Raw genomic sequence first — 25,200 nt, forward strand, 5'->3', positions numbered from 1 at the left:
ATCCTATGGTGGGGTGGGTTACGCGGTTCCGTCTCCATTGCCCTGGCATTGAGTGTATCGACAATACTGCCAGAGCGAGAAAAAATCATTGCAACGGTATTTGGAGTAGTTTTATTTACTCTACTTGCTCAGGGATTGACGATCAAACCTTTGCTAGAAAAACTAAATTTGCTAGGTAATGCACCCTTACGTGAGCAATATTTAGAATTCGTTGCCCGTCATGTTGCCTTAGAACGCGTTCTGCAACACCTCCAGGCAGACCAACGCCCCGGTCTTGACCCAGAGTTTCGCCGTTATCAAGAGACACTAATCAAAGGCGAACTTGCAGATTTACGGGCGGAAATTGACAAATTACAGGGTGAATATCCTAATCTTCAGAGTTTTACAACAGAACAGTTCCGAGGGGAATTGTTGGCAATTGAAGCCGATACTTATGCAGAATTTGTCAAGTCTGGTCGATTAAATAAAGAATTAGCATCTATGCTTGAGGATGTTTTGCAGAATCAATCTCACTGAAGAAGAATTCAGAGGGAGCATCCAATTTTTCAAAAATTCACGGTACTGATGCAAAAACCCTTTACAACTCTCTTACCTTTGCGTTCTTCTCTACGAGACGCTACGCGAACGCGTTCTTCTCTAACGAGACGCTGCGCGTAGCTTGCTTCTCCGTAGGAGTATGCGGTTCGTTTTCTCATTCTCTTATATCATGTTCGCTTGATTACTTATTAACCCTCTTTTGTCAGAGTTGGAAAATCCAATCGCTGAAACCCTTTTGGCGCTCTAGTTTCCGCTTTTTAACTATAAATTTTAGTTACTGTTAGAAAATAAAGCCTCAAAGCTTGATTAATTCAAAGTCTCAGAATTTAGGTTCGATTATTGTTTTCCGAGAGTGACAAAACAGGGTTAAACCCGAAGAACCCCACCCCGACAATCGTCGCTTCGTCTCCCCTCCCGAAGAGCGGGGAGGGGATTAAGGGGTGGGGTGCAATGACTGTGGAAATCATAACTAATTATGCGAACATGATATTATTTCTATCTTCAGGTAGGATAATAGTAAAAAAGCCGGGTTTTTTAAGCTTGATAGCGAAAAAACCCAGCATTCTTTTATATCCTTACTCGAACCCGATAACTCCCGGAATCTCAAGGACAAAATCTGCCCCATATACGGATGCAGGAGTCTGGAATCCTACCTTAACTTCGCCTTTAATTACCCGTTTGATAACTGCTACAGCAGCTAATGCCGTAAAATCGTATGCTTCCGGCCCTAAGAGCTTTGCAGTTACTTGTTGACCAGTTTCATCCTCAGCAAAACCAATTACTCTAACTTGACCCTTGGCTCGTTCTGCTGCCGTTGGCCCAGTGGGTAGAGTTTTAATTAGACTTGCTAAAGCACTTTGGAATAAAGACGAGTTAAATAACCATCCCAAATACTGGCTCGACTCCATAAGGAAGCGTACAGGATTAGGAAATACGGTATAAACCTCGATATTGGGAATACCCGTAGTCTGGAACGCAGTGATAATATCAGCACGCCAGGGGTTTGTTACTGCTGTTACCGGCCCATAACCAAAATTTATTTTACGCTTTTTCCATGCTGGTCGAGATGGGATGAGCTTACCTGCTTCTCGAACTACCCCGATGTGATGTAAAGTTGGCAGTACAGTATTTGCGGTTCCTTGAGATACACCCCCTACTGTTTCATAGACTAAAATCAGTCGTGTTGCCATCGCTAACTTATCTTTGAGATAAGCAGCTACACAATCAGTAGGGACAACCCCAAATCCTACACCCGGGAGAAGCATTACCCCTGCACTTTTAGCCTCACTATCTCGTGCCTGTAGCGCCTGAAATTCAGGTACTTCGCCAGCTATGTCTAAATAATGAGTTTTAGTTTGGAGGCAGGCATCGACAAGTGGCTTTGAGGTTTTGGAGAAAGGGCCGGAGCAGTTGATGACAGCAATTATATCTTCAAGAGAGCGAGCGATCGCCTGCGGTTCATCTAAGCCAAAAACCCGAAAGTCCAAACTTAATTCATTGGCTACTGCTGCTAGTAAACTTTGATTACGTCCAGCCAAAATTAATTCTAGTCCGTTATTTTTAGCTGATGTAGCAATTAGTTTTCCAGCATAGCCAGTTGCACCATACAATAACACCCTTGATGTCATTATTATCACCAGCTAGGAATTGTTCGCAATCTGCTGCCATAACCTGACATCAGGTGGATCAACCAAAAATCGTCCTGCTTTTTCCCCCAAACCTTTAATATACGGCTGCTCTAGGTGTTGAGCTAAAATGTCCTGGCTGACCCAATTTTCATGTAATAGAAACAAAGATGGATCTTCAACAGATTGATGTAAATCATAATTAATACAACCTTCTTCCTTGAGGGTGAGAGCTATTACGGCTTGAAATTCCTGCTTAAATTCGTTCTCCAAACCTGGCTTTACTTTTAGTCGAGCGGTGACAGTTACTTGCTGATTTGACATTGTTATTCCTCTTTTTTGGGAAACTAACTTAAGTATTGATGCTGTTAATAATTTGCGAAGGTTTAAGGTAATTGTAAGGTATAGGACGAGTTTGATTTCTGATGTCTATCTGCCGTTCTATTTCATGCAGATTCTGTTGGAATTGCACCACAATTTCCTGCGCCAATGGATCAGCAAACTCCTCGTCATAAAAACCCAATTTGTCATAATGGAACGATGTTAAAATCTCAGTCCACATTACCTGATCGGCAGCTTGTTTAAAGGGAGGAAGTATCTTCATAATAGTTTCCAAATCCACACCCTTAGTTTCTGGAATTGGGTGGTAGGCTGCATAGGGCATATTGGGTACAAAAGCCATATATTCGTACTGAGAAAAATTCAAAGCAGAGTGTAGAGGAGCGCAAGTGAAAATTACTACACTAATGATTTCAATCAGTTGTTCTAAAGTCTCAATCTTGGCTGGCATTCCCTTGACTCTACCACCATCTTGGGCGACTAATTCCCTAGCCCAATTTTGTAATTCATAGTCATCACTGAGATCCTGTGAAGTCTTATAATAGAGTTGCAAATATTCAGCCACAAACTTTTCGATAGCATTCCAGATTAATATGCCATCGTCCCGGAAAGGAAAGTGCGGCAAAATTGCTGGGTCATCTGTTTGACGGCTTTTTATTAACCGAGGGAAGGTAAACTTTTCTACACTCCATTCTTCATAAGTCTTCGCCACAAATCCAACAGATTCTGCTAATGAACCTGCCATAAACTCATCAACCGGCCCTCCGGGCTGTAAAAACTGAGTCCGTCCCAAATCGTTATCAAATAGCATGAAACGGAAGTGAGGTTTTAACAGTAAAGCGATGGGATGATTTTCTGCTAATTGCCGCGCAGTTACAATTGCAAACGGAGCCATAACTGCATGGGTATAGGAAAAATGACTACCCAATTCTTGGTGGTTGCCATCAGCAATTTGGACACAGGTTTTTGCCAAAAACCAATCTAAATGGGGGTCATCTGGTGTATACAGGCTATTTGCGCCAGAGTCATGATTAATCTGGATAGCAACAGGCACTAGAGAACCACAATTAGAACTATCATTACTTTGCCAGTAAAATAGAGCTTGCGGTTTGGGAAGGTACTTTTTAACATTATTATAGACACCACCTTGAATATCAGATAGCAAAGGGTAATCTAAGAAATACAGCTTGCCTTCCTTGAGTGCCTTTTCCAAAGTAAATTCTGCACCTGCAACCTTCTGAAAATGGTAATCAGTTACAGCAAAATTCTCAGGTAATACATCAATTCTTCGGATAGCTAATGGGTTCGCTCCAGAGAGTCGTTGTTCAGCAAAACACGAGTCTGTTTTGTAATTTTTTATGACATCGGGTTTTGGTAGTAGTGCCAAAAGGTTTTCATATTCTTCCAACTCATCTAGCGGGTCTAAGAAATTTCTGGCTTTAGCAGCCAACATATTTGGTGCGAGAGTTGCCATACTTGCCAAGCGTTTAGCAGTATATTCTGCTGAAAATATTTCCTTGTGAGGCACTTTATCAATTACTGGTAAAGGAGCCAGATAATCATAATTAAAATTGTACTCTTCTCGATTTTTATCCAGCCAACTTGCTCGATAATTCCCATTTGGATCGTTCTGCGGTAAGTAAGGTTTCATGATTATCTCCTCCGGTTTTTATGATTTGCTAGTAAATGATTAACTTCATAAGTTGCTAAACCTTCTACGGTTTAGCAACTACTTTCACTACATAGTTTTCAGATATTCAATCAAGGCTTTTTTATCCTCACTAGATAAATCAGTTCCATAAACATGCCCCTGATTTGAATTAGCAGTTACGGTTGTATCGTACTTAAAACCTACAGCCTTGGCCTCATCTCCCTCAGTAATAAAGCCAACTTTTTTCGGGTCGTAAACATCATATCCCCGATAGAAAACCTGAGGACGATTTTCTGGTTTTTCTAACAAATCTTGTAGAGATGGGACTGAACCATTATGTAAATATGGCGCTCTTAACCACAAACCATCTAGAGAAACAGATACATACCCATTAGTTTTGCGTAAGTTTTTAAAATCCCAAGGGTAGCCATCACCAAAATGATTGTAAGTATCTGCTCCTTCCTGCGTCCACATATCTAACCGATGGCGGTCAGTTCCCACTTCTTCCACAGGAATGACAGTACCTGTTCTTTCCCCACCAAAAGCGTGACAAGATGCACAAGTATTAGCAAAAATTTGACTTCCTTTTGCAGCCACTTGCTCATCAATAGCAAATGGATATTTGGGAGGTGGTAGTTCTTGAATAAAATCTTCTACCCGTTGTAAATCAGCTACAGGAAGTGATTTTTTCGTAGCACCGTCACCAATTGCTCCAGTTTGAACAGTTTCCGTCAGTGAAGTTTCTAACCCATCCCAATGTAGAGCAAACCCTTTATGCATCTTTTGATTCCAAAGAGGCATCATATCAGAGTTGCCAATAGTGTTATCTTTGGGCAACTTTAAAGTATTGAATTTAACTGGATTAAAAGGGTCAATTCGACCAGGGCCCCAATTAGGACGGGAATCTGTCCAACTATAGTCTTCTTTTTGTTGCAGCAGCGCTTTCTTAGTTTGAGGAATTAGCACATAGCGATAAAGTAGGTTTTCCAACCAGGAAAGCCGATAACTATATTTGATTTCATCAAGGATATAATCTGCTGTAAATCTGGGATCACCAGCACTTGCACTCAAAAATCGTAAATAGCCTTGTGAATCAAACTTATTCGCAGGGGCTGCGGCCACAATTGTCGGTTTATCTTTCTCTGTTTTTCTATAGGTGGCGGTATGGCAAACAGCGCAAGTTATACCGACGCGAGGAAAGCCAATGGTTTTTTTCGTAAACCCAACTGGCATTTCTTTACCCTCTTCCCATGTTATTCCCAAGGAAGTGTAACCACCTGGGCGTGGTAACTTATCAGGGAATATTCGTGGTAGTACCATCCAAATCCAATAGGGAACGCCTTGTGCTTCTTCTGTGCCAATAGAACCATATTTAAAATGTTCTTCAGGCGACTCATAATATGTGGGAACCTCTCGAAAAAGGTTGTACCATCCCACATACCCAACTACACCAACTAAAAGGATCACAACTAAAACAATGCTTGTGATTACCCTACCTATTTTATCTTTGAGTATTGTCATGGCACTCTCTTGCTCCTTTGCAGAAGAATCTGTTTGTAGTGCAGGCAATATACCCACACTATACTAGGGATAAAATTAGGAGAATTGCTTCACTGGAGTTGCAGTAATTGCATTTTGGTCACGCATTGCTAGTGTTAGAAGAATTACTTCTGCTAATCCAAAAAACAGGTCTACAAAGGCAATGGATAAAAATCCTTTATCTTGACCAAAGAAAAGCACTGCACAAATAAAAAATGTTGATCCAAAAGCTCTTGAAGGAAATATTGATATCCATGCTGTTGCCTGATATCGGTACGGGTCAATTGCTCCAGGGATATAAAATGCACTAATAATAAATAACAGCATTCCCGCAGCACGAACCCAGATAATGGGCACAGGTATATGCATGTGAAGAAACGTCAGCATTAACTCTGGAAAAAAGCAAGAGGGAATAACAAAAAACATATTAACGATAATGCCGAGCCAAGTAACGCGACTAAACCATCTAGCGTAAGTATTCATTTTTTCTCCTTTTAAAGTTTCTTCATGTACTCAACTAGTGCATCTTTATCTTCTGTAGCAAGATCAGTGCCGTATAGGTGGCCACTGTTACTATTTCCAGCTTTTGTTGTATCAAACTTAAAGTATTTCTTACCGTTTTCTTCATCTACATCAGATACAAAGCCAACTTTTGCTCTGTCGATCACGTCGTAGCCACGATAGAATTCTTTTGGTCTGTTCTCTGGTTTTTCTAGCAAATCCCGTAGGGTGGGGACTGAACCATTGTGCAAATAAGGGCCACGTAACCAAACACCATCAAGAGGCATATTTGCATATCCATTCGTCTTGCGGAAATTCTTAAACCGCCACGGATAACCTGCATACAAAGTATTTTGGTTAGACATCGTTTCGTAGGTATATGAGTCGAGACGATGGGGGTCTGTACCAATTTCTTGAATTGGTACAACTTTGCCTGTATACGCACCACCAAAAGCGTGACAGCTAGCGCAATTACTTTCAAAAAGTGGTTTGCCTGTGGCTGCTAAAGTTTCGTTAACTTCGTAGGGATATTTTGGTGGTGGTAGTTCCCACAGCCAATCAGCAACTCGCTGAATTCGAGGTAAATCAATTGTTGTAGGTGTGACTCCAGCGCCTAAAGCTGCACTCTTATTACGTTCATCAACGGAACTATTGTTACCATCCCAATGTAATTGCAATCCCTCGCGGGGTTTTTGGTTCCAAACTGAGGGGAAATCAGAAGTACCAATCAGTTCATCCTGACGCAATTTATCCATTGGAAAATGGAATTGAATTGCTTTATAAGGATTAAAAGTATCTACTCTTCCTGGGCCCCAATCTGGCTGTTCTTCAACAAACTTAAGTCGATATGCCTGATTAATTAGCGCATCTCTAGTTTGGGGAATTGCAATGAAGCGATAAAGTAATTTTTCAACAGGATTCAGACCGCCACTGATTTTTTCAATTTCTGGCAACATCCGGTTAGCAGTAAAGCGCTCATCCAGACCAACTGCTGACAAGAATTTGATATATCCCTGCAAATTAAGCACATTAGCAGGCATCGTAGTGATGACTTGATGTTCGCTATTAGGGGTATCTCGCAGCGTCCCTGTATGACATACAGCACAATTCAACCCAACTCGATTAATAAAAACTCTTCGTTGCGAAAAACCTATAGGTAAATCTTTGTCAGGTTCTTTTAGAAATCCCAGAGAATTATAACCTTTTCCAGGTAATTTATCTGGAAATAATTCTGGTAAAACTTTCCAAATCCAGTAAGGGATGCCATTGATGGGTTCGCTGCCGATTGAACCATATTTAAAGTGGTTTTCAATGTCAGCATAATCTACTGGGGAGTTGGACAAAACAGGCCACAATAAAAAGACTGCTACTGCTACAACACCCACAATCACAACCCAAATCCGCTTGAATATGCCCTTTATTCCCTTGTGTGGGGTAGAAAGTAGGGTAGGGTTAGTTTGTTCAGTCATGAAACACTCCCTATATTGTCGAGATTATTTGTAAGCGAAATTGTCAATGTGATATGCATCACTTTTTTATTTAGATGAATTTGCAAACTGGTTTGCATGAAAGACTGACATTACTTCTTCCATCATCTCTTCATAGCTATTAAAGCGATCCTGCTCGTAACAACCTAAGGGATTTTCAATTACATTCAGGAGGCATTTATTACAATAAGTACAGGGTTTATCTGCCAGGTCTTTACCTGCTTGAAAAGATTCAACTAGGTCATTGTTGGCAATTAGGGTACGAGCCATTGTCACGCCATCGCAATACTTATCATTAATTGCCTGACGAATATATGAAGCCTGCTGCAAACCACCTGTACATAATACGGGAATATTAACGTGCTTTTTAATTTCTCTGGAATCTAGTAAGTTTCTGCCTTGGTTCTCTATTAGTAACTGCTTGATTTTGGGGTCTTTTACATCATCACCACTAAATGCCTGAGGAGGCAATTGCTTTTTCACACGGTTCCATAAAAGATTGAAAATTGGATGTAAAAATGATTTGCGGAATAAAATGTAGTTGCGTGTGGTTTCAACACCACTCGACAACATCGCGTCATAGGTTTTAGTAATGACATCAAAATTAAAATCACCAATGGGATTGAGTGGGTGAGGAAATAAGCTTCCAGTTGACACATGCACGGCATCAGCCCCAGCTTCTTCTCCCCATTTACAAACTTGAATGGAATCTTTTATGGTATTACCTGGTTTTTCCCAAAAGGTGACGGCGTTGTTATAGTCAACGGCACTAATTTTGAATTGCAGATGAAAGTCGTTGCCTACTTCTTTACGGATTGCTTTAATTACATCTAGCAAAAACCGCGCTCGATTCTCTAATGAACCACCATATTCATCTTGACGGTCGTTGATTCCAGAACTGAGAAATTGGTTAAAAAGATATCCATTAGCACTGTGCAATTCTACTCCGTCTAAACCCGCTTCACGGGCACGTCTAGCACCATCGGCAAAGTATTGGATTGTTTCTTTTATTTCTGCTAGTGTCATCGCTTGACACAAAAAGCCGTGGAATGGCTCAGTTTTGCTGGTGGAACTTAACGCTTTTTTTCCTAAGTTTTCTATACCACCAATGTCCTGCTGTCGTCCAGAATGACTTAATTGTAAGATAAATTTACAATCATATTCGTGGACTTTTTCTCCTACTTTTCGCCAGAAAGGAATGCGCTCATCACAGTTAATTGTGGCGTAATTGGGCATAATTCGTCCCCGAATGGCGACTGGGACAAAGGAACTAATAATAGCCCCTACACCACCACGAGCAAACTTTTCTTCCCAGTTGATTCGGGCTTGAGTACCTGAACCATCATAGTTATCCCACCTTCCAGAAATACTAGAGCGAAAGATCCGATTTTTAACTGTGAGATTACGGAATCTCAATGGCTCAAAGATAATATGGTTTTCCATCCGTTCCTCTTTTTTGTGCTGTTTCGGCAATAAAATTAGCTGTCAGAATTGTTTGTAGCACTAATAGCCTCGCCAGAGAACTGTTATTTCCAACGTCTCTAGGAAGGTAATTGTTTATATCTACAAATCCACGGTGCAGGTTTTCGGATGCAATGCCTACGGCAGGCTGCCCCAACGCTAAGTATTAAGTTTTTGTTACTTAGATTTACCTACGAAGTTTCAAAATGGATATTTATCCTTATGGTTTTTACAGTTATATAAAGTCTTTTGCAGTTTGTAAACCTATAGCATCAACCAAAAAATTTAAAAAAAAAGCGAAAACTTTCGTCTTTAATATTTCTCTTAAAAGGTTAAGGCAACCTTAAAAGTAGCTTCTAACAATTTGTTACAAACTTAACCAAGTACGTAGGGAGTGGATATAACCATAACAAATTGGTTATTGAACACCATTGTAAATTTACAATTTTTTAAATTTTTGATTTATAAATGTATAAAAGTTTATTGATGACGTTTTGCAAGCTTGTGTAGTAAGTTCATATATAACGAACCTCAGTAGGGTACATTTTAAATCATCAAAATATCCCAAGACTAAATCCGGAAAATGGGAAATAAATGATGAAGCATTAGTGTAACTCTGCAAAGGTAAGGTGCAGTGGAGAAGGTTTAGCTGTTACAACCAAAGATTTTTTATGAAAAAGACAAGTCTAATTTTTAAGGGCTGTCTGTTCCTCCTGTTCGTGACTATGTTTATAGTCTGCGGCTTCTATGGAACGCCTACAGTTCTAGCCGATGAGTATAGTGAGACACCTGCACCCACAAGTACTGAATATTCAAATACTGATGTATCTGAATACCCTGATAACTGTGATGGTCTCGGTTATCTCCCAGACTACACCAAGGAGAATTTGACAGATGCCGAGAAACGGGGTCGTTGCACCTGGTACTTATGGACTGGCGGTAACGCCAAGTACTATCGTGATTTAGCGAAGCGAACACATGGCGGTGCTGATCTGCTAAAGCTGATTAACTCAAAGAAGCATGACGAGCGATTTAAACTCTATGGCGCAATTAACGATCCTGGATGTGAAAAAGCGACAGCACCAGATGAATACGGATTGCTGCTAGATAAATGTAAAGATCCACTTTCAACTGGCGTTATTGGGTTGCGTAAGTTCCCCAACCCCAACTTCGACCGGGCAAAATGGAACCCCGTTGAATATGCGAAAAACTCACAAGTTGAGCCTCCCTACGTGATTGGGCAGTCCTGTGCTATCTGTCACGTAGCATTAGATCCCCTCAATCCACCCAAAGACAAGGAACACCCGAAATGGGAAAACCTTGTAGCAGCGTTGGGTAATCAGTATATCAAGGAAAACAAATTCTTTGATACTAGCGTCGCGGACAATAGTTTTATTAAACAAGTACTTAACTCTCAGAAACCGGGGACTTCTGATACTTCTCGGATTGCGACCGATCATATTAACAATCCGAATGCGATCAATGCCATTTTTAATTTAGGCGATCGCCCCAAATATCCAGAGGTGATGAAAGATGGTTCAACTCAGGATGTTAATCATATTCTCAAGGATGGCGCGGACTCTACAGGAGTGGCAAATGCCTCACTACGCGTCTACGTCAACATTGGAATGTGCGGCGATTATTGGACAAGTCTCCATGAGCCTTTATTAGGCAGAACTCCCCAAAAACCTTTTGATATCGAAAAGGCGAGGAAGGAGTGCAAAGACTGGAGAGAGACAGAAGCACGCATGGCTGATGCCGAAACATTCTTGAAAGGCATCAAACCGATGCACCTGAAAGATGCACCGGGTGGTGAAGAGTTCTTGACCAAAGACGAGGAAGTTCTCAAACGTGGCAAGCTTGTTTTTGCCAGCACTTGTGCTGGTTGCCATTCCAGCAAAAAGCCACCTGCTGAAATTGCTGCTGACACCGAACAGGCTCAGAAATGGTATGAAGAGTCTGTACTCAGTAGTAATTTTTTAGACCACAACTTCTTGTCTGATGACCAGCGTTATCCAGTTACACTAATTGGTACTAATGCGGCGCGATCGCTGGGGACAAATGCCACTAAGGGGCATATTTGGGATCAGTTCTCCTCTAAGACTTACAAAGAACTGCCGTCACCAGGAACATTGACTCTGTACAACCCCTTTGATGAGAAAAAACCCATCGAATTTAAGATACCAGACGGCGGTTTGGGATATTACCGCACACCTTCGCTAGTGAGTATTTGGGCAACAGCACCACTTCTGCACAACAACACTCTAGGACTATACAACGAAGATCCTTCAGTGAAAGGACGCCAAGAAGCCTATACGGATGCTATGGAAAAGCTGCTATGGCCTGAAAAGCGTGAGGGAATTATCAGCAGAACAGATCGAGATACCAAATTAGAGCTTCCCCCAGGAGATCCGAATCCTAGATTTAGGCTTCCTGTTCCTAAAGGTACGCCTGTGAATTTGCTGGCAAGCATAAATATTAGAGAGGCGATTACATCTCTCAATCTCGGCAACCTTTTTCAGGACTTGAAACCAGGGGGTGGAATCAAGGGTAAGTTGGCACGCGTGCTTTTAAGAGCTAATAAGTCTCCTGACTTCGTTGAGGATGAGGGTCATTATTTTGGCTCAAATCTACCGGATGAAGACAAAAAAGCCCTAATTGAGTTTGTGAAAACTTTCTAAGACCAATATGCTTGGGTTCATGATACTTGGGCTTGGAAGATCCCCCCAACCCCAATACCGTTCGGTTAAGAAATTTCTTGGTTGAGGCAGGCAGGGGGAGAAAAGAATTATATCATGTCCACTTGATTGCTTATTAAACCCGAAGAACCCCAAAGAGCCAAACCTACGCTTTGTCTCCCCTCCCGAAGAGCTCTTAGGGGTTGGGGGTGGGGTGTAATGACTGTGGTTAGTATAACTAATTATCCGGACATGATATTACTCAACAATAACCCTCTTTCCTCAAGAGCCTCCCCTGCTTCCCCTGCTTCCCCTGCCTCCCCTGCCTCCCCCTGCCCCCTGCCTCTTCGTTGAATCTGGGAACGAGCCAATATGTTGCATACGTATCTCTACCCGAACGTGGACAAAAAGTCTTAGGAACAAAAGCGGCAGTTCGCTTGGAAATTTCTCGATGGCAATATAATTTGATGAGCAAAACCTTACCTGGTCAAGGATTTTCGATTTTACTGTAGCGAGGGTGATTAAAGAACGTTAAGTTACTAATGACTAATAACTAATGATTCATTTTTATTTCAAGCAGTTAAGAGAGGAAAATTTATGCAGAGTAATCGCAGACAAACGGCTCTTATTACTGGTGCCTCTGGCGGCATCGGTTATGAATTCGTTAAGTTATTTGCTCAGGATGGTTACAATCTTGTGTTAGTAGCTAGAAGCGTAGAAAAACTGAATAAAATCGCCGATGAATTTAAAAATAAATTTGGCATTGATGTTAAAGTTATTTCCAAGGATTTATCTAACCCATCAGCCCCAGAAGAGATTTTTATTGAGCTAGAACAAGCATCTATCAAAGTTGATGTGCTAGTAAACAATGCTGGGTTTGCTACCTACGGATTATTTAACGAAATTGACCTGAATGCTGAACTGCAATTGCTACAGGTTAATATTTTATGTCTCACACATTTAACCAAGTTATTCCTCAAGGGTATGGTTAAGCGGGGGTCTGGAAAAATATTAAACGTGGCCTCCACTGCTGCTTTTCAACCAGGGCCTCTGATGGCAGTATACTACGCTAGTAAAGCTTATGTATTGTCGTTCTCAGAAGCGATCGCTAATGAGTTAGAAGGTACAGGTGTCTCTGTGACGGCGCTTTGTCCAGGCCCAACAGAATCTGGTTTTCAACAAAGAGCCGCGATGGAAGACTCAAAGCTGGTAAGCGGTCAAAAAATTATGACTGCGGAAACAGTAGCCCAAATCGGCTATCGTGGTCTATTGGAAAACAAAACTGTTGTTGTCCCTGGAATTAAAAATAAGCTCCTCGCTGAATCTGTAAGATTTACTCCCAGAAAGCTAGTGACTAAACTAGTCAGAAACATGCAGGAAAGCAAATAAGTTGTAACATAGCAATCCTAAATAAAACGCGCAGAAACAAGATCCCCAACAACTTTTACGAAGTCGGGGATCTGGGGGTTGCAATTCTCACGAGTCTTTAATTACGAATTACGAATTACGAATTACGAATGATCTTAATCCCCCTGCGGATGCTCATCCCACAAGGTTGTCAGTTCCCGTAAACTTTGATGATTGCCATTACCCAAAATCAGATGATCTAGTACCGGAATGCCCAAAAGCTGTGCCCCTGTTAACAACTGACGCGTCAATTCTATATCTTCCTGACTGGGTTCAAGGTTGCCAGAAGGATGGTTGTGGGCAACTATTACCCGCGTTGCACCTTGACGAATAACTTCCCGAAAAATATCACGGGGAGAGGCTAGGGTTTCGGTTGCTGTGCCAATGGTAATTACTTGCGTACCTAATAAGCGATTCTTAACATCTAATAGCACCACTGCAAAACGTTCTTGTATCTGCCACATCAAATCTTGACTGAGGGTAGCAGCCGCAGCAAGTGGGCTATCAATTAATGTGCCGTCATTAGGACGAGATTGAAAGGCGCGTTTACCCAATTCAATTGCTGCTAAAATACTTGTCGCCTTCGCCGGGCCAACACCAGAAATTTGCATCAACTCAGCAGGGCTAACTTCTCGCAGAACTGCCAAAGGATCGCGTTGGTGTTTGCCTAATTCGCTCAAGATATATTGTCCCAAACCCACAGCAGACAGTTTTCCTGGCCCTTGACCGGTGCCTAGAAGAATTGCGATTAATTCGGCTGTGGCTAAAATTTTGGCACCATGCGTCATTAATCGCTCACGCGGACGCTCATTTGTAGGTAGGTCGGCAATTCTGAGGCAATAGGTCATAAAAAACTCAGAGAATAGCATCAAAGATAGAACTATCCTTAGTTATCCCTTGTTTGCTCTCAAAATCATCTTTATTTGAGAAAATCTTTAATTTTAGGAAATTTTATCTATTTCTGTACATCTTGCTCTCAATAGATTAATGGTTAATAGTTATACCTCAGTTCTTCCACGAGTGGCAGCAGCAAGCTCAAGAGATTCGCAAAATGAACCAGGTACGGTTTAATCCACAGGGTTTGCGTGATAGATTGCTTGCTCACAAAGCAGAGCAATCTGTATGTTAAAATTACTTGCTGATGAAAACTTTGATAATACCATCTTCCCAAATACTTGCCACAAGATTCGGCTAACATTGGATTTAGTTTATTAATCGAAGATACTTGAGATAGAAAATGAGATGAAAGTATTTATCAGCCACAGCTCCACTGATACAAAGTTAGCTAGGCGAATTGCTGATGCTCTCCGAAATGCAAGTTTCCAAGTTTGGAACGATACTCAAATCTTTCCGGGCGATAACTGGGCAGAACTTATTGCTAATCAGCTTCGAGAGTCTGATGCAATGGTTGTTTTACTCACGCCTAACTCGGTTGATTCTCCCTACATAAATGCCGAAGTAGGCTATGCTATAGGCGAACAGGGCTATAAAGGCCGGGTAATTCCTGTCCTTGCTGCTCCTTCTGAAGAACTTTCTCAATTAGAACTGAAAATTCCCTGGATTCTGAAGAAATTTGGGATGATTCACATATCAAATCTTGAGGACGATGAGGAAGGTTTGAGAAATATTACCCAAGCTCTCAAAAAAGCTGCTGCTTAACAGGAGTGGACTCAAAAGACAGTCTGTCAAACATTTTTAATTGTGTTCAGAAGATAGATAAGGCGATCGCTTAAGATAAATTACACATTAAATCCTTAAAGGAGATTGTCGATGCAACTTCTCGAATGTCCTTCTGTTGCAGTCATTGGCGGAGAAAATGCGGTTTACGTTTCTCAATTCCCAAAAATGATCCCAAATGAAGTTTTTCTTTCTCATTCAAGCCGAGATGAAGAATTTGTTTCTAAATTGGCAGAGGTTCTGTGTCATCATGGCATTCCAGTTTGGTACAGCAAAACGAACATCTTAGGCGCACAGCAATGGCATGATGAGATTGGAAATGCACTAAAAAGATGTGATTGGTTCCTTGTAGTACTGTCTCCAAACTCAGTAGATTCAATGTGGGTTAAGCGGGAGTTAATATTCGCCCTCCAACAGAATCGTTTTGAAAATAAGATCGTTCCAATTATCTATCAGCATTGCGATTATGAGCAGCTTTCTTGGGTGTTATCGAGCTTTCAAATGATCAATTTTCAAGACGCTTTTGATGATGGTTGTCGTGATATTTTACGTCTATGGGGCATAGGCTACCAGATACTTTAGTAATCGCCTGGTTACAGAATCAGTGCAGAAGAGTCAAGCATCCCGCTAAACTATGAAATTCCTAGTGCTGCCGCTCTGAAAAATTTACCCTACTCCCGGCTCCCTATCCCAGTTATTGATAGATTTGCGTTGCTTTGAGCATGTGGTAGGTAATTATTAACTGAGTCAAAGCGAGTGGATAACTTTGCAGTGTTTCCCCAGTTGTACCAGCAATTTTACCCAGTTCTGGGTTACTTTCGCGATCGCAAATACTTCGTAAATGGGGCATATCAGAACAAATAATATGCTCTAGCTTATTCACCTGGTCTAAGGTTGCATGACCATCAACTTCTAAGACATCCACAGGCTTACTCATATCCCTGTCTAGCCCCAAGCGGATTGCTGAGTCAGAATTACCATAGCCAGAGTTGACAATTTGGGTAAAATCTGGGTGGGGAATTGTCGGACGTAGTACCAAACGCACATTTAAATGTCCATTGGTTTCATCATCTTCCCCAGTGGGTGGATAGAAACTAATGACTATATCAGACCATTGTCGCTGCGGACGAATAAATTGTGCTGAATCTGGTTCACGCTTTTCTAATTCTGCTAATACCTGTTCATCTGTGTAGCCCCGCTTTTGGGTATCCCGCTTAACTTTCCACTTAGTGCGTAGTGTTTCCGGGGGTGCAAGGTAAACTTTAACATCGTAAGAGTCACGGGCAGCACGGGTAGAATAACCGAGTAATCCCTCAATAATCACGAATTTATTGGGCTTGATATACTGCGGTGGCTCGAATGTACCGGTTTTATGGCTGTAAACTGGTTTAAGAATCGGTTGTCCTGTGCGTAGCAACGACAGGTGTTGCTGCATTATATCTAAGTGGTTGCAGTCCGGGTGGAGAGCGGTGATCCCAATATCTGCACGTTCTTTGCGATCGTAACGGTGATAATCATCTGTGCAAATGAGCGTAACATTTTCTGGGCCGAGTACCTGAGCGATTCCTCGCGTTAGTGTTGTTTTCCCAGCAGCGCTGTCGCCTACAATACCAAGAATTATTGGACGGCTCATCATACCTCCCAGAATAAAAAAAAGTTTAGTAATAAAATTTTCCTACAATAGTTTTTATTCTAGAAGGGTTTAGGCAAGTAACTCAAAGGATGGGCTTGGTATGCAATATCTCTACATATATAGAATGTCTGTGTGCTGGTTTATTGCATAACAATTACAAACCACATCGCTTTTATAAAACCCACGTTTGTAAATGTGGCTGCATTCTAGACTGTGATCATAATGCCGCGATAAAGTGCGGGGCTTGTACCCAATTTTTTGGTCTTTAAAACCTCACCCTGTCCTGACGGACATCCCTCTCCTTCTATGCGTTACCCATATCTTTCTTTACAATCTTGAAACCCATGTTATATAACCGTCTTAGACACTGAGAGGAATGGCATAGGTGACAAATTTGCTTTTAATCTTCTCGTTAAAACTGCATTTTGATTGAGAATGAACAACGAAGGAATCATATCATGTCCGCTTGATTGCTTATTAAACCCGAAGAACCCCACCCCGACAATCGTCGCTTTGTCTCCCCTCCTGCTTGCGGGGAGGGGCTGGGGGTGGGGTGTAATGGCTGTGGTTAGCATAACTATTTATGCGGACATGATATCAGGGTTATAAAGGTCTTCGAGAAACAAACATGTCACCTTGACAGCACTACTATTAGACCTCTACCAAAACGGCTTCTCGCAGCTTGGCAATCACATCACTTAAATTACCCGTGTTCAGGCGGTAACTCAAAGGATGGGCAATTAACCGCGCCGTGCTTTCATAGAGAGTAGCAATTTCAATCAAACCATTTTCGCGCAAAGTCCGCCCTGTAGAAACCAAATCCACGATCGCTTCTGACATTCCAGTAATTGGGCCTAGTTCTACTGAACCATACAACGGCACTATTTCCACAGGTAAATCTAGACTGTGGAAATATTCACGAGCGCAATTGACATACTTGGAAGCAACTCTACCATGCGGTGGTAAATCTAAAGGCGATCGGTAAGAACTGGATGCTTTTACCGCCACGGACATCCGACAATGCCCAAACTGCAAATCCACCAAGTGGGCAACTTGCGGCTGCTTCTCCCGCAGCACATCGTAACCAACAACACCCAGTTGTGCCTGACCATATTCCACATAAACCGGCACATCCTGCGCCCGCACCAACAAAGCTTTCGCAAGTCCCTTAGTATCAGGAATTTGAAGTTGGCGAGTTCCTGAATCTAAAAAAGCACTAAAATCTAATCCCACAGATTGTAGCAGGCGGATGCTATTTTTAAGGAGTTCCCCTTTTGGCAATGCAACAGTCAGCATTCTTTTTTTAGTATCCTTGGCGTTCTGGCAGTTGAATAATATTGAGAATATCTCTATATGCTTACCACAAGCAGCATGAGAATTTTATTAGTTGATGATGAAGTTGAACTAACTGAACCCTTGAGTCGCTTATTAACTCGTGAGGGTTACATTGTGGATGCCGCTTACGATGGCACAAGTGGCAATGAACATGCACAAACAGGCAGTTATGACCTACTAATTTTAGATTGGATGCTCCCAGGAAAAACGGGGTTAGAAATTTGTCAGCAATTGCGACGCCAAGGTAAAACCACTCCCGTGCTGTTTCTCACAGCTAAGGATACTCTAGATGACCGAGTACAGGGTTTAGATGCTGGTGCAGACGACTATTTGGTTAAACCTTTTGAACTGCGGGAGTTACTAGCGAGAGTCCGGGCTTTATTGCGTCGTTCCGGTTCCCAAACCTATGAAACCACCACTGGACGTTTAACCGTCGCTGATTTAGAACTTGATTGTGAAAATCAAGTAGCCTATCGCCAAGGACGAATAATTGAGCTATCGCAAAAAGAAAGCCAGTTGCTGCAATATTTTATGGAACACACTGGACAACTAATGACTCATGCCCAGATTATGCAAAATTTGTGGCAAGAGGAAGAACAACCCAGTAGTAATGTGATTGCGGCATTAATTCGTTTGCTGCGCCGTAAGATTGAGGTAGGTAGAGAAACTACCCTGATTCACACAGTCTACGGCAAAGGCTATCGTTTCGGTGCTTCCTCAGTAGAGTCAGTTTAGCTGCCTGTTTTTAACTCATAGGACTTACGCAAAAAACCTCTCAAACTCTTATCCCTCCGTGTCGCGCCAGTTGCTTCTCCCAAGGGGAGACGCTGCGCGAACAAGTCTCTTAACCGCAAGGGCGCACTGGCTTCTCTGCGTCCTCTGTGGTTCTATTTTCCGTTGCTTAACATACTTTAGGTTTACTAAACCCAGGAAAAATCTTGGAATCTTCCACAGGGGTTGACGGAAGACGAGGGTGGATTTTTTGGCTATGTTTGCCGCTAAAGTCGCAATGTCGCAGGCAGATTTGCCAAAACCCACTACAACTACGCGCTTACCCTCAATGATTGAAGCATGATTAAACTCAGTAGAATGGAGTACTCGTCCTCCAGATGCTGCGATCGCTTCCAGCACATCCCAAGCATCCCCGGATGATGATGTATCCTTTAACTCTTGAATTGTAATTACATAACGCGTGTTAGGTGCTAAATCTAAAGGGACATCTGGACGCAAAACACCCCCGTCAAATATAACTGTTACTCTCTTGTTCATAAAAAACCTCTGAAACTTGTGCAGCGATTATAAAAGCACAAAATCCTCTCTGCGCTTTTGTACCTCTGGGTGAGACAATCTCTCAGGTAAAATATATGCAGGCATGACCGAAAACTGATGACTACAGGTTTTTAACAACATCAAAAACTATCATTTAATAATGTTTCTACATCATTAGGAAAAGGACAATCGTCAGGAAATTTTATTTCATATTCTTTACTCATGTTTTTATGTGCATTTTTATAACATTCATCACATATAGTTAATAAATAATTACGTAGACTAGGGGAATCTCGAAGAATACGACTTAATTCCTGTTGTGTGCGGCTAATTGTTGCTTCCCAACCGCCATAACATTCTGGTAAATTTACATAATTCCGTTTTAAAGCGTGTTCAAATAAAGTTGTCAAACGACTTTCTAATTCTCGTCTATCTCTCCTCCCCAATCCTTCTATCTCCTCAATTAAGTTTTCCCAGTCTACATTGCTATAATCTTGGGATTTTAAACTATTGACAGTCTGCTCAATCCATAATGCAAAGTCTGTTACATAGAGAGTTTTTACTGGTGATTGAGTCATAAAAAACTTTAGATTGCTTTAGCAATAGTTTAACCCAAGGGTTTAACAAAATATAATTGAAGAATTGGCAGAAAGCTGTGAGCCAGCGCGGTCTTCTCCCTACAGCCCTTCTCAAGACAGGAGACGCTGTGTTTCGACTCCGCTCAACATAAATTCGCGTTCGGGCATCCTACGGCAGGTGCAAGCTTCTCACGAATGGGATTCGGGGAGACGCCAAAGGCGATAGCGGAGTATTAGCGATTGATGTCAACTTAATGTGAAAGCTATGTCCTGCAAGGAACTGAAGTTCCTTGCTAATAGCGAAAGTCTTCTGTTGATGACTAAATAGGGCTTGCTGAATAAGTCTCTCAAGCAAATGTAGAAACCACACAGCTTACAAAATAGTTGTTTCATCGCTCAGTTTCCAAATTTACCCAGCGATCGCTAACGATTGTGCAAGGGTTTTGAGACTCTAGATGTTATAACAAAAGCACTTGTTTGTTGGAAAAAGGCTTAAAACCCTTATCTGGTCTATATTACAATTCTATTCAGCAAGCCCTAAATATATATCCAAAAATCTTTAGTCTACTTGAGTAGACTTTAGCTAAAAGCCAAAGAACTTTAGTTCTAGGCGGGTGAGTCATGACCAAATAATTATTAATTCATAATTCATAATTCATAATTTCAGCTTACTTGCCCCATGCAGTATCAATGGAGACACAAAAATGCTTAATCATTTTTCAAGCCCCCGCATTAATGCGTGGGGTAATAATTATGAATTAATTTGACACCAATGGGCATTAGCGTACCCCTACGGGGATCTTGCTACGCGCAGCGTCTCGTACAGAGGTACTAGCGTCTGGGGGTTTCCCTCATGAGCGACTGGCGAACTCCGAAGGAGTCATATCTTGCCTGTATTGCTAGAAACGAGAATGGCTGTATTTTGCCCTTCATTGATAAGTTTTGCTTAAGCTGTGGTAACAACATAAGCGTTTGCCACAAATAGATAAGCATTTGTAACCAAACACTTAGCGTTGGTAACAAACGCATAAGCATTCGTAACCAAAAAGTTAGCGTTGGTAACGAACGCATAAGCATTCGTAATCAAAAAGTTAGCGTTGGTAACGAACGCTAAGTGTTTCGTTACTAACGGATAAGCATTCATAACAAAACAAGTTGTGTTGGTAACTGCAACTCCACATACGTGTCAATAATTTACAGCATTTTTCAGGTATTTAGACCACAGATGAGACGGCGAGTAGGGAGTGGGGAGTAGGGAGTGGTGTAGTTCAATTACTTGAAAGGCGCTGTAAGCTATGTCTAACTTAAGTTGATACCAATGGCAAGTCCATACCTTTAGACTTTTCCACATACACTAAAAAGTCAGATACTTCTAGGAGTGGCACTATACCAGATTCCCATCTGAATTATTAATTAACAAGCTTTGAAAATACTTTAAAAGTGGGTGACCTGAGATTCGAACTCAGAACCAATAGATTAAGAGTCACCACTTCCTCACAATTGCAATGCTTTAACCCAGCAAACTAGCTGCTGGTTAATTCAAAGTTAAAAATTATGAATTTATAATTGTGGAGGCAGGGGGCGATCGCTTTTACTTATCGCCAAGTCGAAAGCTCTTTGGTGATGCTCGGCGTTGATCCAAGTATGGTAGAGATTACTGTGAACTAACAGCCCATGCCCCATCTGCTGCGCTGCTAAAGAGATATCAACCCCGTAGTCAAGAGTTCTGATTGCCCAGCAATGGCGCAGATCATAAACTTTGAATGACAACCCTTCGTTACGTCTAAACCGTTGGCTAACTGTTCCGCCGATGGACGAGTTATTGCGATCGCAGTTAATATCGGGAATTTTCACATTTTGCAAGGAGAACTGGTCAAACCATTCCGGGTGATAAGGCCATATTCTTCTGTAGCCAGTCTTGCCCTGAAGTACAGATAAAATTTTGTTGCCAGCCATTAAGTCTTTGAGATCGAGAAAGAACACCTCATGATTTCTCAAGCCATAAGTAGCTAACATCCCAAAGACCCATTGCCATTTAGGATCTTTAATTTCGCTATACCACTCGACAATCAAGTTATCCGTAGGTAAATCTCTAGGTTTTCTGCTTTTTGGGCTGTAGCTACCTGAGTATTTCCGAGGGTCAAAGTTTATCCCCGCAAATCTAGCCAGTACTCCCAAGGTTGAACAAAATCGTTTTCTTGTTCTTGTATCTGGCTTAGTTTCTAAAATTGCAGTTTTTAAAATTTCAACAGTTAGGGGACTATCGAAATCTAAGGTTTTAAATACTGTTGCATATTCAACCCTCCATGTTGATTCAGATTTAAAATTTTTGGCACGGCGTTGGAAGTAGTCTTTCTCGAACTCCTCAATAATTTGACCAATTGCTCTGCCTTCTAATTCCATGTAATTAGACCAATCAAATGTTTTGGTGTCTAGTCGAAGCCTTAAAACTTTGGCTGATTCTTCAGCAAGCTTTACACCGGACAAAGTAGCTACAGCAATATTTATTCTTTGTTGATGCCAATCGTTTTTTATCGCTCGTGGCTTTGGGGGAAGCGTTGCCCGCAAGTAAAGTCTGCTGCCAATCTGCTCAATGTTTATGCCGTAATTACGGAGTCTTCCATTAGCCTCCTTAATTCGGTGTTCAATATTTTTCATGAAAAATACTTTTATTTCCATTAAAAATTCATCCCAAAATGAAGCAGATTTTTATATGCTTTTTCTTGGGATAAAATTACTTAATTCAAATCAAAATCTTGCAATGATGGCTACTGTGTCAAGCACCCATCATCGTTTGACAATTAGGTTAGTCAATTGCGATCGCTTCCAGCGGGCGGTTACGCCATCGCAAAAAAAACACAGGCTTAAAATCCGTCAGGAATATCACCGCGTGTCCCAGGATCAAAAGGGATGTTGTCTGGATCTGCCTCCTCAACGAATTCGGCGGTAACTGACTGTGATTCAGGTTTAGCAGCGTTTAGTAACCTCTGAAATTGAGGCATTGAAGGCGCTTCTGGCTTGATGCCTTGCGCTCTTAAAAATTCTGCTGTTGCTTCCCACTCGCTACGAAGCTTGTTCATCCTCTCCTCAAGTTCGCGGTTCTCAAATCGTAATTTCCGATTTTGGTTGTAGAGTTCTTCGGATTTGGGCCCAACTGCTGTTATGGCTTGTTGTCTCAAATCATCTACCACTGACTGAACTGTTTCGCCCTCTTCTAGTTCAACCGTAAATCCGACTCGCTCGTTACTGTAATCGCCGATGGAGATTAAGAAGTGAGCATGGACTAATTTGACTTTCATAGCGTTAAGTTTGTGCTATTTTTTACGTGTTGGAATCAATTTTTTTTAGCAGCGATCGCGTTCCTCCTTTACGCGATCGCACTTTCAATTTGCCCCTTGCATCCATTCCTCAATCAACGCCCTGGCTGAGTAGTAATTTCCAGGTAGACCGGGAACGTTTTTGGCGCACCAATCAACGGAACGTCCAGCATTGAGGGCGGATTTTACTGCCTGTTTGGGGTCAGAAATAGCGCCCGATTCCGGCGCGGTTTCGGGCTGAAACCCTTGATTTTGCGTGGTTTTTGGCGGTTTTTGCGACGAGGCTTGTAACTGGCTTTGTAACTGGTCAACAACCGAGTAGTTACCGTTGATCTGCGCGACTGCAACGGCTTTGCTACCAGGTTGCCAGTTAGATAAGTCAGGAACCTTGGCAGGAAGTCGGTCAATCATGCAGCACCGAAACCCCTGTGAAACCAATTCATTGAGTACCGCAGAGTAATAAAGAAACTCATCACTGTCTTTTCGGTACTGGTTTCTTAGCCCTTTGCAGTAGTCCAGGGCGAAATCACCAAAGCGCACCGTGGTAAAACATTCCTCCAAGTCGCTTTCCCCTTCTAGCCCCCAGGTGGCAACATTTTCGCCTTGGGCTAGGGCAATCAAGCGTATCTTGGCATCTCTGGCCACAATAATAATGTCCTTCATCACCTCCTTAGCAGTAGCAACATTTTTATTGATCAGCTTCCACTCGTCACAGGCGAAGTTGATTTGGTTGTGGTTGATGCCCTCTTCCATCTCTGCATAACGCCGATGCATCAGTGAATGAACATCTTTGAGTTTGGCTTCGCATTCTTGGTAGTTGAACGGGTAGCCATAAATATCCTGATTCTGCCAGTCTGTAGGCTTTTTCTTGGGTGTGATCACGAACTGTTCTCCACCTAGTAAATCCATTAGCCATTCGGTAAAACGGGTTTTACCAACGCCAGTTTTACCAATGACGCGGATGTGTGGGAATTTGTCTGGCTCGTTGCGAAACTGAGAAAAATCAAAGAACTGAATTTCACTTGTAGAAGCAGACGCTGGTACATCTATTGTTTGCGCTTGTAGCTCTTGTCTCATAGTGGCGATCGGAACACCAGCATAGGGCAGATGGTCAACCACAAAGGCGATTTTATCCATTGGTTTATGAGCTAATTTCACACACCAGAGCATAAATTCAAGGATTTTTTCAGCTAACAACAAGCAGAACTGAACCAGAGAAACCACTAGTTTTACTGCTACCCACCCAAAGAACCTTAGCCATGTTCTTGCTCCCGGAATATCAAAGTGGTTCATTTACCATGTTGCACCTCGATTTTGAGGTAGAAAGGGCGATCGTTCTCCTGTTTGCACAGTGCGATCGCAATTATTAGAGCGCCTATGATGCAAATAAGAATGCTTACTTGATTCACTCTTTCCCCCCTAGTAATTTACTGGCTGCATCAAGTACTGTCTGCCGTTGCTCTGGGGTAAGTTTGTCGTTGCCATCACAGGGAATTACTTCCATTTGCGTTCCGGCACGATAAAGGCAGTTGTTTTTTTCAGTAACACTATCTGTGGCGTTAGCTCGGTTGACATAACGCTGGACGTAGGATTTGTTGATGTCTTCTGTCATAATTTTGAATGTGTGGTTTACTTGGTAGCCGCATGACGCCGGCGATCGCGGATCTGTGCGGATGGCGATCGCCTTTAAAAATCCGCCTTGCTTGCAGAAGTTGAATTGAAATTAGTCACAACCCAGACCTGCAATGAGTTGCGGATCGCTGGTTTAATCTCAATCGGTTGCCGCGTATCTAAGCAGATGGCGCGACCGTCATTGAGTTTGACGTGTAAGTTCTTCCCACTTTTGGAGCGGGAAAATAGTTGACCAGCTTCCAGTAACGCCCAAGTAATTGGGGCTTTACCCACTACATAGTCAGCTTGATGGCTGTCATACCCTTCTGAGAGTGGGTCTATAGTTAAGTCTTTCCACTCCTTCTTCTTGCCTCTACGGCTGTTAATGGGGCTTGGTCGTTGCCCGTTAAGTGCTTTATCGCTAATCTGTTGATCGGTCATAGTGCGTTAATAGTCGCTCAATAATGTGGGTTGCTTTTGGTCGTCAATCGGTTGTGCAGCAAGAGTTTCACTAGTTTTTATCACTAGCGTAGCCGCAATATTTTCATCCCATAA

Annotated in this window: 24 protein-coding genes; 6 read left to right on the forward strand and 18 right to left on the reverse strand. The window is 42.0% G+C overall.

Features of this window, described 5'->3' with window-relative positions:
- A partial coding sequence (locus LC586_RS32730; RefSeq protein WP_229489628.1) for a cation:proton antiporter domain-containing protein occupies window positions 1-516 on the forward strand: 516 nt, incomplete at its 5' end.
- 596 nt (window positions 517-1,112) lie between these two features.
- On the opposite strand, the gene LC586_RS32735 is transcribed toward LC586_RS32730, so the two are convergent.
- From LC586_RS32735 to LC586_RS32765, 7 genes are all read right to left on the reverse strand, one after another.
- Window positions 1,113-2,165, reverse strand: coding sequence for a saccharopine dehydrogenase family protein (locus LC586_RS32735; protein ID WP_229489629.1), 1,053 nt, complete (start codon window positions 2,163-2,165; stop codon window positions 1,113-1,115).
- A 12-nt stretch (window positions 2,166-2,177) separates the two neighbouring features.
- Window positions 2,178-2,486: a putative quinol monooxygenase gene (locus LC586_RS32740; protein WP_229489631.1), complete on the reverse strand. Its 309-nt coding sequence runs from the start codon at window positions 2,484-2,486 to the stop codon at window positions 2,178-2,180.
- A gap of 28 nt (window positions 2,487-2,514) precedes the next feature.
- On the reverse strand, window positions 2,515-4,152 hold the full coding sequence (locus LC586_RS32745) for a lipoxygenase family protein (RefSeq protein WP_229489632.1): 1,638 nt from the start codon (window positions 4,150-4,152) through the stop codon (window positions 2,515-2,517).
- Window positions 4,153-4,239: 87 nt separating this feature from the next.
- Window positions 4,240-5,673: a c-type cytochrome gene (locus LC586_RS32750; protein ID WP_229489633.1), complete on the reverse strand. Its 1,434-nt coding sequence runs from the start codon at window positions 5,671-5,673 to the stop codon at window positions 4,240-4,242.
- A 75-nt stretch (window positions 5,674-5,748) separates the two neighbouring features.
- Window positions 5,749-6,174, reverse strand: coding sequence for a hypothetical protein (locus tag LC586_RS32755; RefSeq protein ID WP_229489634.1), 426 nt, complete (start codon window positions 6,172-6,174; stop codon window positions 5,749-5,751).
- Window positions 6,175-6,185: 11 nt separating this feature from the next.
- Complete coding sequence (locus LC586_RS32760; protein WP_229489635.1) at window positions 6,186-7,661, reverse strand: c-type cytochrome; 1,476 nt, start codon at window positions 7,659-7,661, stop codon at window positions 6,186-6,188.
- Between the two features lie 66 nt (window positions 7,662-7,727).
- The gene (locus LC586_RS32765; RefSeq protein ID WP_229489636.1) at window positions 7,728-9,122 is read right to left on the reverse strand and encodes an NADH:flavin oxidoreductase; all 1,395 of its coding nucleotides are present in this window, start codon (window positions 9,120-9,122) and stop codon (window positions 7,728-7,730) included.
- A gap of 743 nt (window positions 9,123-9,865) precedes the next feature.
- Between LC586_RS32765 and LC586_RS32770 the strand changes: the two genes are divergently transcribed.
- Both LC586_RS32770 and LC586_RS32775 read left to right on the forward strand, forming a co-directional pair.
- On the forward strand, window positions 9,866-11,821 hold the full coding sequence (locus LC586_RS32770; RefSeq protein ID WP_229489637.1) for a hypothetical protein: 1,956 nt from the start codon (window positions 9,866-9,868) through the stop codon (window positions 11,819-11,821).
- 594 nt (window positions 11,822-12,415) lie between these two features.
- Complete coding sequence (locus tag LC586_RS32775) at window positions 12,416-13,207, forward strand: SDR family NAD(P)-dependent oxidoreductase (RefSeq protein ID WP_229489638.1); 792 nt, start codon at window positions 12,416-12,418, stop codon at window positions 13,205-13,207.
- Window positions 13,208-13,341: 134 nt separating this feature from the next.
- Here LC586_RS32775 and radC read toward each other — a convergent pair whose 3' ends face one another.
- Window positions 13,342-14,073 carry a RadC family protein gene (gene radC, locus LC586_RS32780; protein WP_229489639.1) on the reverse strand — a complete coding sequence of 244 codons (732 nt, stop codon included), beginning with the start codon at window positions 14,071-14,073 and terminating at the stop codon, window positions 13,342-13,344.
- Window positions 14,074-14,467: 394 nt separating this feature from the next.
- Here radC and LC586_RS32785 point away from each other — a divergent pair, with 394 nt between their 5' ends.
- Together LC586_RS32785 and LC586_RS32790 are read left to right on the forward strand one after the other, a co-directional pair.
- Window positions 14,468-14,884, forward strand: a complete 417-nt coding sequence (locus LC586_RS32785) for a toll/interleukin-1 receptor domain-containing protein (RefSeq protein ID WP_229489640.1) — start codon at window positions 14,468-14,470, stop codon at window positions 14,882-14,884.
- A gap of 111 nt (window positions 14,885-14,995) precedes the next feature.
- Window positions 14,996-15,484, forward strand: coding sequence for a toll/interleukin-1 receptor domain-containing protein (locus LC586_RS32790; RefSeq protein WP_229489642.1), 489 nt, complete (start codon window positions 14,996-14,998; stop codon window positions 15,482-15,484).
- Window positions 15,485-15,596: 112 nt separating this feature from the next.
- On the opposite strand, the gene LC586_RS32795 is transcribed toward LC586_RS32790, so the two are convergent.
- On the reverse strand, window positions 15,597-16,535 hold the full coding sequence (locus tag LC586_RS32795; protein ID WP_229489652.1) for a phosphoribulokinase: 939 nt from the start codon (window positions 16,533-16,535) through the stop codon (window positions 15,597-15,599).
- Between the two features lie 651 nt (window positions 16,536-17,186).
- Entirely contained in the window at window positions 17,187-17,831 is a 645-nt protein-coding gene (hisG, locus tag LC586_RS32800; protein WP_100898509.1) for an ATP phosphoribosyltransferase, read from the reverse strand.
- A gap of 75 nt (window positions 17,832-17,906) precedes the next feature.
- Between hisG and rppA the strand changes: the two genes are divergently transcribed.
- Window positions 17,907-18,605 carry a two-component system response regulator RppA gene (gene rppA, locus LC586_RS32805; protein ID WP_229489654.1) on the forward strand — a complete coding sequence of 233 codons (699 nt, stop codon included), beginning with the start codon at window positions 17,907-17,909 and terminating at the stop codon, window positions 18,603-18,605.
- 48 nt (window positions 18,606-18,653) lie between these two features.
- Here the strand turns inward: rppA and LC586_RS32810 are convergent, their stop codons facing one another.
- The 8 genes from LC586_RS32810 to LC586_RS32845 form a co-directional block, all read right to left on the reverse strand.
- Window positions 18,654-19,139, reverse strand: coding sequence for an antitoxin family protein (locus LC586_RS32810; RefSeq protein ID WP_229489644.1), 486 nt, complete (start codon window positions 19,137-19,139; stop codon window positions 18,654-18,656).
- Window positions 19,140-19,279: 140 nt separating this feature from the next.
- Window positions 19,280-19,717, reverse strand: a complete 438-nt coding sequence (locus LC586_RS32815) for a DUF29 domain-containing protein (RefSeq protein ID WP_229489645.1) — start codon at window positions 19,715-19,717, stop codon at window positions 19,280-19,282.
- A gap of 946 nt (window positions 19,718-20,663) precedes the next feature.
- Window positions 20,664-20,861, reverse strand: coding sequence for a hypothetical protein (locus tag LC586_RS32820; RefSeq protein WP_229489646.1), 198 nt, complete (start codon window positions 20,859-20,861; stop codon window positions 20,664-20,666).
- 416 nt (window positions 20,862-21,277) lie between these two features.
- Window positions 21,278-22,375, reverse strand: coding sequence for a site-specific integrase (locus tag LC586_RS32825; RefSeq protein ID WP_229489647.1), 1,098 nt, complete (start codon window positions 22,373-22,375; stop codon window positions 21,278-21,280).
- A 206-nt stretch (window positions 22,376-22,581) separates the two neighbouring features.
- Window positions 22,582-23,016, reverse strand: coding sequence for a hypothetical protein (locus tag LC586_RS32830; RefSeq protein WP_229489648.1), 435 nt, complete (start codon window positions 23,014-23,016; stop codon window positions 22,582-22,584).
- 84 nt (window positions 23,017-23,100) lie between these two features.
- The gene (locus tag LC586_RS32835) at window positions 23,101-24,327 is read right to left on the reverse strand and encodes a hypothetical protein (RefSeq protein WP_229489649.1); all 1,227 of its coding nucleotides are present in this window, start codon (window positions 24,325-24,327) and stop codon (window positions 23,101-23,103) included.
- Between the two features lie 112 nt (window positions 24,328-24,439).
- Window positions 24,440-24,646, reverse strand: coding sequence for a hypothetical protein (locus LC586_RS32840; protein ID WP_229489650.1), 207 nt, complete (start codon window positions 24,644-24,646; stop codon window positions 24,440-24,442).
- Window positions 24,647-24,720: 74 nt separating this feature from the next.
- Window positions 24,721-25,086 (reverse strand): hypothetical protein, encoded by a 366-nt coding sequence (locus LC586_RS32845; RefSeq protein ID WP_229489651.1) that lies wholly within the window; start codon window positions 25,084-25,086, stop codon window positions 24,721-24,723.
- Window positions 25,087-25,200: the final 114 nt, after the last annotated feature.

This window comes from Nostoc favosum CHAB5714, from assembly GCF_020829495.1.
Taxonomy (GTDB): domain Bacteria; phylum Cyanobacteriota; class Cyanobacteriia; order Cyanobacteriales; family Nostocaceae; genus Nostoc; species Nostoc favosum.